This window comes from Clostridiaceae bacterium HFYG-1003, assembly GCA_024579835.1.
GTDB lineage: Bacteria > Bacillota > Clostridia > Clostridiales > Clostridiaceae > JG1575.
The window spans coordinates 1,018,546-1,030,187 of record CP102060.1 but is presented as its reverse complement, the minus strand read 5'-3'; the positions used below and the strand labels follow the sequence as shown (position 1 = coordinate 1,030,187).

Annotated in this window: 11 protein-coding genes and 1 pseudogene; 2 read left to right on the top strand and 10 right to left on the bottom strand. The window is 49.7% G+C overall.

All coding sequences use genetic code 11. The features are described 5' to 3' along the window. Positions 1 to 147: 147 nt before the first annotated feature. The 7 genes from galE to gmd all read right to left on the bottom strand — a co-directional run bounded on the left by galE (position 148) and on the right by gmd (position 7,951). Positions 148 to 1,137, bottom strand: a complete 990-nt coding sequence (gene galE / locus NQU17_04740) for a UDP-glucose 4-epimerase GalE (GenBank protein UUM12871.1) — start codon at positions 1,135 to 1,137, stop codon at positions 148 to 150. Between the two features lie 52 nt (positions 1,138 to 1,189). Next, positions 1,190 to 2,890 (bottom strand): phospho-sugar mutase, encoded by a 1,701-nt coding sequence (locus tag NQU17_04735; protein ID UUM12870.1) that lies wholly within the window; start codon positions 2,888 to 2,890, stop codon positions 1,190 to 1,192. Between the two features lie 140 nt (positions 2,891 to 3,030). Further along, on the bottom strand, positions 3,031 to 3,612 hold the full coding sequence (locus NQU17_04730) for an NUDIX hydrolase (GenBank protein UUM12869.1): 582 nt from the start codon (positions 3,610 to 3,612) through the stop codon (positions 3,031 to 3,033). Then, positions 3,578 to 4,543: a class I mannose-6-phosphate isomerase gene (locus NQU17_04725; protein UUM12868.1), complete on the bottom strand. Its 966-nt coding sequence runs from the start codon at positions 4,541 to 4,543 to the stop codon at positions 3,578 to 3,580. Before NQU17_04725 ends, NQU17_04730 begins: the two co-directional genes overlap by 35 nt. Positions 4,544 to 4,588: 45 nt before the next feature. Continuing rightward, positions 4,589 to 5,905, bottom strand: coding sequence for a sugar phosphate nucleotidyltransferase (locus tag NQU17_04720; protein UUM12867.1), 1,317 nt, complete (start codon positions 5,903 to 5,905; stop codon positions 4,589 to 4,591). An 8-nt stretch (positions 5,906 to 5,913) separates the two neighbouring features. Beyond that, complete coding sequence (locus NQU17_04715; protein ID UUM12866.1) at positions 5,914 to 6,858, bottom strand: GDP-L-fucose synthase; 945 nt, start codon at positions 6,856 to 6,858, stop codon at positions 5,914 to 5,916. A gap of 49 nt (positions 6,859 to 6,907) precedes the next feature. Further along, a complete protein-coding gene (gmd, locus tag NQU17_04710) occupies positions 6,908 to 7,951 on the bottom strand; it encodes a GDP-mannose 4,6-dehydratase (protein UUM12865.1) in 1,044 nt (347 codons plus the stop codon). 172 nt (positions 7,952 to 8,123) lie between these two features. Between gmd and NQU17_04705 the strand changes: the two genes are divergently transcribed. Beyond that, positions 8,124 to 8,984 (top strand): AraC family transcriptional regulator, encoded by an 861-nt coding sequence (locus NQU17_04705; GenBank protein UUM12864.1) that lies wholly within the window; start codon positions 8,124 to 8,126, stop codon positions 8,982 to 8,984. Between the two features lie 67 nt (positions 8,985 to 9,051). Here NQU17_04705 and NQU17_04700 read toward each other — a convergent pair whose 3' ends face one another. After that, a complete protein-coding gene (locus tag NQU17_04700) occupies positions 9,052 to 9,276 on the bottom strand; it encodes a hypothetical protein (protein ID UUM12863.1) in 225 nt (74 codons plus the stop codon). After that, positions 9,276 to 10,208 carry a transposase gene (locus NQU17_04695; GenBank protein UUM12862.1) on the bottom strand — a complete coding sequence of 311 codons (933 nt, stop codon included), beginning with the start codon at positions 10,206 to 10,208 and terminating at the stop codon, positions 9,276 to 9,278. The genes NQU17_04700 and NQU17_04695 overlap by 1 nt, the downstream gene beginning before the upstream one ends. A gap of 132 nt (positions 10,209 to 10,340) precedes the next feature. On the opposite strand from NQU17_04695, the gene NQU17_04690 reads away from it, so the two are divergent. Next, a complete protein-coding gene (locus NQU17_04690; protein UUM12861.1) occupies positions 10,341 to 10,721 on the top strand; it encodes a hypothetical protein in 381 nt (126 codons plus the stop codon). A gap of 66 nt (positions 10,722 to 10,787) precedes the next feature. Here NQU17_04690 and NQU17_04685 read toward each other — a convergent pair. Further along, positions 10,788 to 11,624, bottom strand: a pseudogene (locus NQU17_04685) (IS66 family transposase). Positions 11,625 to 11,642 lie beyond the last annotated feature (18 nt).

Here is an 11,642-nt window from a genome sequence, read left to right as displayed (position 1 = left end):
ATTGTACTCTAATCACTATGGGTTTTGATAATTAGAATATTAACCATACATATCTGATTCACTAAGCTTATAAATCCCGTGAGATAGTCGTCATTTCAACTTCTAAGGACCAGCGCGTAACATGTTGAAACTCATATCACTTATGGGTTAATTGTTCTTTTCAAATCTCCAGGCATCTCGAACCATGTCTTCGATGCCGAGTTCCGCCTTCCAGCCAAGTTCTGTTTCCGCTTTGGCTGCATCAGCAAAGCAGGTTGCGATGTCGCCAGGGCGTCGACCGACAATCTCGTAAGGAACATCGACTCCGTTGACTTTCATGAAGGCATTGACCAGTTCCAGGACGGAGGTGCCGTTGCCGGTTCCGATGTTGTATACTCTGGTACCCTTCGTCAGGTTCTCGATAGCTTTCACATGGGCTTTTGCCAGATCCACGACATGGATGTAGTCCCTGACGCCGGTTCCGTCTACTGTATCGTAGTCATTTCCGAATACGCTGAGTTTCTTCAGCTGCCCCTTGGCAACCTTTGTTACAAAGGGCATCAGGTTATTGGGGATTCCATTGGGATCTTCTCCAATCAGACCGCTTTCATGAGCTCCCACCGGATTGAAGTATCTCAGCAGTACCACTGCAAATCCATCATTTGCTTTCACGGTATCTGTCAGGATCCGTTCGCTCATGGCTTTCGTTTCGCCATAGGGATTGGTTGTTTTCTTGAGTTCCATTTCTTCTTTCAATGGGGATGGCTGATCTCCGTACACGGTCGCGGAGGAACTGAAGACGAATTTCTGAACTCCGTACTTGACGCACAGCTTGCTTAAAACCATGGTTGAAACCAGGTTGTTGTAGTAATACTCGATGGGTTTGGAAACAGACTCTCCGACCGCTTTGAGTCCGGCGAAGTGGATGACGCCGTCGATCGGATGATTTTGAAAGATCGGTTCGAGCTTTGCTTCGTCCGTTACATCGATCTGATAAAAATCGGGTCTCACGCCAGTGATGGCAGCCAACTTGTCCAATACTTCAATTTTGGAATTAACCAGGTTATCGACAATGATGACTTCATGATGGTTCTTCAGCAGTTCGATGACGGTATGACTGCCAATAAAACCTAATCCGCCGGTCACTAAGATTTTCATATGTAGGGGGCACCTCGCTATCATTTATTTTATTGAAGGAGTTTGATATTGCCTATTGCGGGCTGAGGAAGAACCGGTTCAGCTCTTCGGTGATTCTTCGTTCAATCTCTACCGCCTCATCACTGGTCTTTGCCGATACACTGATGTAGGTCTTCAGCTTTGGCTCAGTACCGGAAGGACGGACTACCACCGAACAGTTGCCCTCCATGAGATATTTCAGGACATCGGACTTGGGTAAGCCATCCAGGCCTTTGCTGTAATCCAGAACGGTGTGGATTTTCTTCCCGCCGAATCCAGAGATCTGTTGAACTGCTCCTACTTCATTGTGGAACGTCCTCATAATGTCCTGCATTCTGGCAAAACCGGCAGAACCCTCAAAATCGTAGGAATGGAGTGTATTCAGGCAATAGCCATACTGGTCAAACAGCTCGTTCAGTTTATCCAGCAGGGAAATTCCCTGGGTAGCATAATAGCTGAACATTTCACAGATCATATACGCACCGTTTACTGCATCCTTGTCGCGGACATAGCTTCCGGAAAGGTAGCCGTAGCTTTCTTCAAAGCCGAAGATATAGCTGTCTTCTTTGCCATCCCGTTCCAGATAGCCAATCTGCTCGCCAATAAACTTAAAGCCCGTGAGCACATTGATGATGCGGACACCATAGGACTCGGCGATGCGATCTGCCAGATCCATGGTAACGATGGTTTTAACCATGACCGGATCCACCGGCATTTTGCCGTGCTTGGAGCGCTGGGCGCAAATATAGTCCAGCAGCAGGATGCCGACCTCATTCCCGGAAATGAGCTCATACTCACCGGATGGATTCTTGACAGCAATTCCGACCCGATCGCAGTCCGGATCCGTGGCCAGGAGCAGATCTGCATTGTACTGTTTGGCATACTCCATGCCCAGCGCCATGGCTTCCTTGATTTCCGGATTCGGAAATGGACAGGTCGGGAATGTTCCATCCGGCAGGCGCTGTTCTTCTACCAGAGTAATATTGTCATACCCCATTTCTTTCAGGGTTCTGGTTACGGGAAGATAGCCAGTGCCATTCAGTGGTGAATAGACGATGGCGACATTCTTATTGACCTTCTCGCCAAAGAGCACGGACTGATTCTTGACTTCTTGGATATATGCCGTCAGTACCTCATCCGAGATATACGTGATCCTGCCTGAAGCCACAGCTTCATCAAAATCTACTTTCTGGACGTCTTGGAAGAGATCCACTCCTTCAATTTCCGCCAGGATCTCAGCGGCTGCTTCTGTGGTGATCTGACAGCCATCCGCTCCGTAGACCTTGTATCCATTATAGATGGATGGATTATGAGAGGCCGTAATCATGACTCCCGCAGATGTCTTCAGATACCGGGTTGCAAAGGAAATGGTGGGTACTGGACTCAGGCGTGGCCAAAGATGAACCTGGACTCCGTTGGCTGCCAACACCGCTGCAGCAGTCTGGGCAAATTCATCGGATTTTATCCGGGAATCAAAACCAATGGCAACGGACGCGGATTCACCGTAACTGCGAACCAGATAGTTCGCTAACCCTTGCGTCGCTTTGGCCACGGTGTACACATTCATGCGGTTGATTCCCGCGCCAATCTTGCCGCGCAGTCCTCCGGTTCCAAAAGCCAGATTGCGATAGAACGCATCCTCAATTTGTGCCTCGTTCATTTTCTTTAGTTCATTGAGCAGGTCCGGTTCCTGAATGGTCTGAACCCATCGCTTATATTCTTCCATGTATGGCATGCTAATTTCCTCAAATATTCTAGAGTCTAATGGTTCTGCATTTACCTTGTACGAATTAATCGCAATAGTGATGTCTATACGGTTCCCTGTTCTGCTCCCTTTACTGTTCTCTTTGCTGTACCTTTGGCCCCTCGTTCAAGCTATACGCCCAGCATTCGAGCTGCTCTCAAAATGCCGTGAGCAGAACTGTTGCACCAGATTTCATTCTTCATGACCATGTCAACTGCCTGTTCCAGCGGAACCAGCAGTACATCCATTTCTTCCGTGGCATCCAGGGTCTGTTCACTGACTTTCCGGCAATTCGTTGCAAGATAGAGGTGCAGGTAATTGGTAAGCTTCGCTGAGCTTTCGATGGTGGCTCCAAGGTACTGCCACTCATCGGAAGCGTAGCCGGTTTCTTCCAGTAATTCTCGCCTGGCTGCGGAGAGTCCATCCGTTTCATTTTCTTCCACAATGCCGGCCGGAATTTCGATCAGATCCCGGTCGGAGCAATACCGATACTCTGTCTTCAGGATGAGGTTGCCTTCAGGGTCGATGGCAACGACAGCCGCGGCATCATGAATGGTGATGGCATAGAAGTCGTCTATGGCTGACCCGTTTGCCAGGCGAACAGAGTCTTTTTGGACTTTGACCCATGGGGTGTTGATCAGCAGTTCTGATTTTTCTGTTTTCCAGGCTTTCAAGGCATTATCCTCTGACATCCAGGAACTGAGCCTGTCCATGTATGTGTAAGACAACGGAATCCGCGGGTACAAAGATGCAATCTCCTTTGTAGAACGGGATGGACTGGCCGTCATAGTGGATCGTGCCGCAGCCGTTCACGCAGAGGAGCACCCGGTAGGATACTTCATCGGCGCTGTAATGGACGACCTGGCGTCGTTCCGTATTGACGATCATGCGGTGTACTTCAAAATACTTGCAGCGACAGAGGAGTTCTGATGCGCTGCCCTGCTTGTATTTTAAGACTCGCAGCGGCTGCTTCGGTTCGGCACTGCTTTTCAGGTTGGCAACCTGCATGGCTTTGTCGATGTGCAGCTCGCGCAGGTTGCCATGTCGGTCTTCCCGGTTGTAATCATACAGTCGATAGGTCAGATTGGAGTTTTCCTGAATTTCTGCCACCAGGGCTCCGGCACCGATCCCATGGATCGTGCCGGACTCCACAAAGAAAACATCATGTTTCTTTATGGGGACCTGCTGCAGATACCGGGTCAGGGTCCCCTCGGTGATTGCGGTCCGCACCATTTGTTCGGAGCAGTCTCTGGAGAGGCCGTAGGTCAGCCTGGCATCGCGGGTGGCATCTAATACGTACCACATTTCGGTTTTACCGAGCTGACCATTCTCGTGCTCTCTGGCATACTCATCGGTTGGATGAACCTGAATCGAGAGGTCTTTCTTTGCATCTATGAATTTGATGAGAATGGGCAGCTCGGTCTTCCCGGCATTGCGGGTCCCGAGGTATTCCGGATTCTCACGGATCACGTCTTTCAGTTCTCTGCCATCGTGCTGGCCGCCCACTACATAGCTGGGGCCGTCAGGATGGGTGGAGCATTCCCAGGTTTCGGCCAGAGGGTTCATGTCGATATTCTTTTCAAACTCTGTATTCAGTCGCTGACCGCCCCAGAGGGTTTCTCGCCCCGAGGGTCTCAATAACAAAGGTTTCTTCAAATTCCCCTCACTTTCTGCACTGGTTTGTCTTACTTAGCACTCCAGTTCAAACTTCTGCTTATCCTGTACGGAGATGCCTTCCCCTAACTGCACTTCGATGAGCTTCAGCTCGGTGTCGGCAAAAATGGTATGACGGCAGCCGGCGGCCATGGTGACCACATCGCCGGCACTGACGGTCTGCTCAAATCCATCAACTATGGTTCTACCGGTTCCGGCACTGACGACCCAGACTTCGTCACGGTTCTTGTGGCTGTGGTAGTTCATGGAGTTTCCGGCGTTCAGTGTGACTTTGATCGTTAACGCATTGTCCTCGACATCCATGACCCGGAAGCTTCCCCAGGACTTTTCGGCAAACATCAGCTGCTGCTCGAATTTGTCCACAAAGGGTTTGATATAGGAGCTCTGTTCTTTGTCCGATACCAAGATGCCTTCCGGAGAGACTGAAATCACCACATTCTGAAGGCCCATGGCCAGAACCGGTACATCCATCTCATTGACGATATGTACACCTGAGCAGGTCTCATTGATGACTCCATGGCCGATCACGGATTCCTCCATGGCTTCGGTCAGGGTATTCCAGGTTCCCAGGTCTTTCCACTGTCCCGCAAACCGCTGCACCTGGATTTTGTCTTCTTTTTCCACGACGGCATAATCGAAGGAGATTTTGTTCAGGGTATCATAGTGACCATACAGATCATGGTAGTCGGTAAAATCGATGAGTTCATGCGCCTTGTTCAGGACATATTTCAGCTTATAGGCAAAGACGCCGCCGTTCCACAGTGCTCCCTGGGCAATGTACTCTTCTGCGACATCAGCCGTCGGTTTTTCTTTAAAGGTTCTGACGGTGGCAGTATGATCTCCGCTTTCGGGGATGATGTAACCGTACTTTTCGGAGGGATAGGTCGGCTCAATGCCCATTAATACGAGATTGGCCTCACCTTTATCGGCCTGATCGGCCAGGCCTCTGAGGGCTTCAAAATAATCATCCTCAACATAGGGATCCACCGGGCAGACTACCACGGATTCTTCCGGATCCACTTGTAAGACATCGACCAGATAAGCCGTTGCCAGGGCGATGGCCGGGAAGGTATCCCGTCGGCAGGGTTCCACTGATATGCCAACTTCATCGCTGAGCTGATTGGCAATGGAGGACACCTGGGTTTTGGAAGTGGCAATGGTCACGGTTGCCGTGGGATCTACCTGTTTAATCTGGCGGTAGACCCGCTGGACCATGGACTCATAGGTGCCGTCTTCCCGCTTGAAAATTTTGATGAACTGCTTGCTTCTGATGTCATTGGACAGCGGCCACAGGCGTTTGCCGGAGCCGCCGGATAACAATACGATATTCATGTTGTGTTCTACCTCTCCGCGCGCATGGGGTTATTGAGGAAATCCGCATAGCTGTGTCGGATTCCTTCTTCCAGTTCCGTCCGATAGGTCCAGCCAAGATTGGTGGCTTTGGTGACATCCAGGAGTTTCCGGGGTGTCCCGTTGGGTTTAGTAGTGTCCCATTTAATCTCACCGGTATAGCCGACAACTTTGGCAACCAGTTCAGTCAGGTCCCGTATGCTCAGTTCCTTGCCGGTGCCGGCATTCACCGTCTCATCCCCGCTGTAGTTGTTCATGAGGAACACACAGAGATTCGCCAGGTCATCCACGTACAGGAACTCGCGCAGGGGCGAGCCATCGCCCCAGCAGGTTACTTCTGCCCTGCCTTCTTCTTTCGCCTCATGGAACCGGCGAATCAGAGCCGGCAGCACGTGGGAATGGGTGGGGTGATAATTGTCATTGGGTCCATACAGATTGGTGGGCATGAGCGAAATGAAGTCTGTGCCGTACTGCCGGTTCAGGAACTCGCAGTATTTCAGTCCGGAGATTTTGGCCAGGGCATACGCCTCATTGCTCTTCTCCAGCTCACTGGTCAGCAGACAGTCTTCCTTCATCGGCTGGGGAGCCAGCCGCGGATAGATACAGGAAGAACCGAGGAATTCCAGTTTCTTGCAGCCGTTCTTCCAGGCTGCATGGATGACGTTCATTTCCATCATCATATTGACCCACATGAAATCGGCCAGGGCATTCTGGTTTGCCATGATGCCGCCGACTTTGGCGGCTGCCAAGAAAACGTACTCCGGCTTTTCTTCTTCAAAGAACTGTTCCACATCTGCCTGTCTGGTCAGATCCAGTTCCTGGTGGGTCCGGGTAATTATATTGTGGTAGCCTTGCCGGTTCAGTTCGCGAACGATCGCGGAACCTACCATTCCGCGATGTCCGGCTACATAGATCTTTGCGTCTTTATCCATCATGATGTATTACCTTCAATCTCAAATTACTCCGTGCATATTACACGGGCAGTTACTGTGCCCTCTTCATTGCTTTTTCCTGCTTTGCCAGCTCACGATCGTGCTTGGCCATAATCTCTACGAGTTCCGCATAGGAGGTCTTCTGTGGATTCCAGCCAAGAACGGTCTTCGCCTTGGTGGGATCGCCCCAGAGATTGTCGACATCGGTGGGTCGGAACCACTGCGGGTTTACGCATACCAGCATCTTGCCGGTTTCGGCATCATACCCCTTCTCTTCCAGTCCGGCCCCTTCCCAGCGAACGGTGATGCCGTTGGCGGCAAATGCCTTCTCGGTAAAGTCCCGAACGGTATGCTGCTCACCGGTAGCCACAACGAAGTCTTCCGGTGTGTCGTGCTGGAGCATGAGCCACATGCACTCGACATAGTCTTTGGCATATCCCCAGTCGCGCAGGGAATCCATGTTGCCCAGTTCCAGATGCTCCTGCAGGCCCTCGGCGATGCGCCCAGCCGCCAGTGTAATTTTCCGGGTCACGAAGTTCTCTCCGCGACGCTCTGATTCATGATTAAAGAGGATCCCATTTACCGCGAACATGCCATAGGCTTCCCGGTACTCTTTCACAATCCAGAAGCCATACTGCTTGGCTACGGCATACGGACTGTAGGGATGGAACGGTGTGGTTTCTCTCTGCGGGATTTCTTCTACCTTGCCATACAGCTCTGAGGTGGAGGCCTGGTACACTTTGGTCTTCTTCGTCAGATCCAGGATCCGGCAGGCTTCGAGAATCCGGAGAACGCCCAGGGCGTCGACATCACCGGAGTATTCCGGAGCGTCAAAGGAAACCTGTACATGAGACTGAGCCGCCAGATTGTAAATCTCATCCGGCTGTACCACGCTGATGATCCGGATCAGGGAACTGCTGTCGCACAGATCCCCGTCATGCAGTTTGATCCTGCCCATTAAATGATCAATTCGGGCTGTGTTGGAGATGGACGCTCTTCGAATAATCCCATGAACCTCATATCCTTTTTCCAGCAGGAACTCTGCAAGATAGGAGCCGTCCTGGCCTGTAATACCTGTAATTAGTGCTTTCTTCATGATCTTCCTCAACTTTCTCTTGTATTATCGTTTTTTTAAAATTAATCCCATAGTTATTATTCTACCTGATCCAGTTTTTTATCAAAGGGTTTATCTTGCCTCGGATTAGCATTATATTGACTTTTTCAGTATAATTATAAAAAGCGTAAAAATAATCGGAGATAAAAATCCTATGGATACTTCCACCTTTCACGGCAACCTGATCACAACAAACCGAATCCTCTATACCCCTTCCGTCTTTGCCAAGGCGAACCTGATCCATCTTCAGGAAATTGGCGAATTACAGGCACAAATGCCTCATACCAGCAAAAGAGAAAACCTCTCCTCCTACCTGTTTTTCATCGTCATGAATGGCTCAGGAATTCTGGAGTATAATAACGAAGCTTATCCATTATCTAACGGCGACTGCGTATTTATCGATTGTCAAAAGCCCTATTCCCACCGTTCTTCCGAAAATCTTTGGACGTTAAAATGGGCCCATTTCTATGGGCCCAACATGAACGGTATTTATGAAAAGTATGCCGTACGGGGCGGTCGCCCCTGCTTTCACCCCAGCAGTATCGAACCCTACACACACATCCTGCAGCAGCTGCACGAGCTGGCAGCTTCCTCCGACTATATCAAAGACATGCGAATCTTCGAAAAGCTCACAGCACTTCTGACGCTGCTCATGGAGCAAAGCTGGAATCCAGAGATAGCAATCCATAAGGATTCCAAAAAGCTGAACCTGCAGAAAATTAAAGAATATCTGGATCAGCACTATCCCGAACGCATCACCCTGGATACCCTCGCCGAAGAATTCTATATCAACAAATTTTACCTCACCCGAATATTTAAGAATCAGTTCGGAATCTCCATCAACAATTACCTTCTCCAGGTACGGATCACCCATGCGAAGCAATTGCTCCGATTCACAGACCTGCCCATCGAAGCAATCGCACATGACTGTGGAATGTCTGATGCGAATTATTTCTCCAGGATATTCAAAAAGATTGAAGGACTTTCCCCTGGGGATTTTCGTAAGATTTGGTAGTGCTAGTCATTTAAAATTATATCCTTAACTTCCTGATATTTTCCCACTAAAGATCGAATTGATCGATTTATTCTGCATCCGGATCCCGATTGATGTAGTCCAGAATCTCTTCAAAGGAGCGCTTGCTCTTTGCGATCGCCTCCATTAATTCCCGGTCTCTCATTGCCTGTCTCTTTTGGAGCAGTTCCTTCAGTAGAGCCGCTTCCGCGTCATATTTGGCCTTGGCTTTGGCCAGGGCAGCCTCGGATTGCCTTATTTTCTCATCAATCAGGATCTTGGGTCCTCTTGGCATTATAGTTCTCCTCTCAACCGTTCATTGATTTGATTTGCCTTGGTCTTTATGTTTGCCACATCCAGTCTGACGGCCTTCAGGATTGCTTTCTGCGTGGCTGTCACCGCGTGGCTTAGGCGATAGTTGCCATCTCCCATCCTCGTCATCTCAATCTTTTCCAGTTCCCGCAGCGCGGCTGGAACCGTCATGTAATTGGCTTTACGGTCGTTGTTTACCATCTCCGCTTTCAGTAGAGTGTACAGACGGCTTCGAATGATTGTGGCAACGAACTCAATAAAGATTTTAGCCGATACTGATTCGTTGGAGTGGACCCGAAGACTCTTGTTGCCCAGATAGGACTTGCTTCCACGGAATAACTTTTCCGATACATCACGCACCTTATACAAGGTGATCGCTTCCTCGGCGGTCATCTTTTTTGAGGTCACAATGACGAAATATCCGCAAAGCTTCAGCTCGCGTTCAATCACGGCTTCCTTCTCTTTATGGGCGAGGAAGGTCCCATCCTGATCATAGAAGACCTCAAAATATTGATTGTAGCTCTCCGGCACACTCATCACTTTCCCCTGATAAGGAGCCATGAGAGCAGCCATGCGCTCGACCTTTGCTTTCAATGCAGAGCGTTCCCAGGTTTGCTTTTCATCGCTGTGAAACAGATGGAAATAGCGGTCGTTTCGATCGGACTCATAGAGCTTATGCCGGACGGTAATGCCCGATACATCATAGGCTTTCACCCTACGATTCCAACTCTCTTCGAAGCTCCCCCGATGAGTCATGATCAGTTCATTAACCAGCTTGGCTCTCCCCTTGAGCATCGTGACGAAGTCATAGCCATATTGATCCATGTACTCAATATTCTGGCGACTGAAGTAGCCACGGTCAAGAATAAATCCGATTTTGCGATAACCGTAGGCATAGGTGAGTATTCCAATCAAGTAGTGCACCCTTTCCGATGAATTAGTGCAAGGCTTCCGGTCAAGCAGTGCAGTGTTTCCGACGTCAGAGCACTCGCTCTATAATTGATTCGTGCACCTATCGTGCAACTATCAATTAGGAGGTCGATAATTATGGTGAATTATCGAGAAATCATCCGACTGAAATGTCTAGAGTACAGCAACATGAGTGTTGCCAGCAGCTGCGGAAGCTCCCGAAACACGGTGGCAGAGGTATGGATGCTAGCCCAGGAGAAGGATCTTAGTTGGCCGATCCCTGATGCTCTGACAAACAAAGATCTACAGCAGATCCTCTACCCAGATCGAAGGGCAATTGAAAGTCGGAGGTTGCCCGATTATGAATACATCTACAAGGAGCTGGCTAAGCCGGGCGTGACCCTGTCCCTGCTCTGGGCTGAGTACTGTGCCCATTGCAATGCAGAAAAGGCGATCCCTTATCAGCACTCTCATTTCAATGAAAAGTATCGTAAGCGCATTGTAGAAGACATCTTTTAACTTCCACCCACGCGCGAGAAGATGATTACCATAAGTGTGAGTATACAGCACAAAGCACCTGAACTTTTAATTGTTCAGGTGCTTTGAATTCTCTTGACGATATACTACTTTGACATGATCCGGGATCTTATCAGACCAAGGGAGGACTTCAGCCAGCTTTTCGGGGGTCTGTTTGTTCTGACTCAGTTCATCGATCAGGTATTTCAGATACTCATAGGGATGCAAGTCATTGGCCAGTGCAGTTTCGACAATGCTGTAGATGACTTCACTGGCTTCAGCGCCAGCCACGCTGTCACTGAACAGCCAGACTTTACGCCCCATCACAAACTTCTTGATCCCGCGTTCGGCTCGATTGTTCGTCATTTCCAGTCTGCCGTCTTCCAGGTAGGCCATCAGGTACTTCCACTGATTAAGGCTATAGGCGATTGCCCTGCCAAGGGCAGACCTAGGCGTTACTTCACCCTGAGTCTTAACAAGCCATGCCTTCAGCGCCTCAAGCTTCGGTTTACTCTGCTTCAGGCGTGCTTCATATCGTTCTTCAGGGGTCATATTCTTGAACTTTCGCTCCAGTTCGGAAAGCTCCTCAAAGAACATGAATCCTTCCAAGGTCTTGCTATGCAGGTTCTTCGCGGAAGGCCCCAGGCTTTTTATGGTATCCACAAACATCCGTCGTGCGTGGGCATGACAGCCGACATTGGTCACCCCAGGGATCCGGTGGTATGCCTGGTATCCATCACTGTGGAGATAACCACTGAACCCTTCAAGGAAGGTCAGGGGATATTCCGCTGCTCGGCCCGACTGATATTCATAGAGCCGAATCTGTTTGGATTCCAGATGTCCACTGGGATAATGCCACATATAGGACGTCTGCTGAGGGCGGCGGCCTTTCTCCTTCAACACCTGGACTTTGGTTTCGTCTTA

What these genes read in the sequence shown, in the direction of transcription:
- NQU17_04690 (UUM12861.1), top strand. Translation starts at nt 10,341, where the DNA reads ATGGTGAATTATCGAGAAATCATCCGACTGAAATGTCTAGAGTACAGC.
- NQU17_04720 (UUM12867.1), bottom strand. Translation starts at nt 5,905, where the DNA reads ATGAATATCGTATTGTTATCCGGCGGCTCCGGCAAACGCCTGTGGCCG.
- NQU17_04735 (UUM12870.1), bottom strand. Translation starts at nt 2,890, where the DNA reads ATGCCATACATGGAAGAATATAAGCGATGGGTTCAGACCATTCAGGAA.
- NQU17_04715 (UUM12866.1), bottom strand. Translation starts at nt 6,858, where the DNA reads ATGATGGATAAAGACGCAAAGATCTATGTAGCCGGACATCGCGGAATG.
- NQU17_04700 (UUM12863.1), bottom strand. Translation starts at nt 9,276, where the DNA reads ATGCCAAGAGGACCCAAGATCCTGATTGATGAGAAAATAAGGCAATCC.
- NQU17_04730 (UUM12869.1), bottom strand. Translation starts at nt 3,612, where the DNA reads ATGGACAGGCTCAGTTCCTGGATGTCAGAGGATAATGCCTTGAAAGCC.
- gmd (UUM12865.1), bottom strand. Translation starts at nt 7,951, where the DNA reads ATGAAGAAAGCACTAATTACAGGTATTACAGGCCAGGACGGCTCCTAT.
- galE (UUM12871.1), bottom strand. Translation starts at nt 1,137, where the DNA reads ATGAAAATCTTAGTGACCGGCGGATTAGGTTTTATTGGCAGTCATACC.
- NQU17_04705 (UUM12864.1), top strand. Translation starts at nt 8,124, where the DNA reads ATGGATACTTCCACCTTTCACGGCAACCTGATCACAACAAACCGAATC.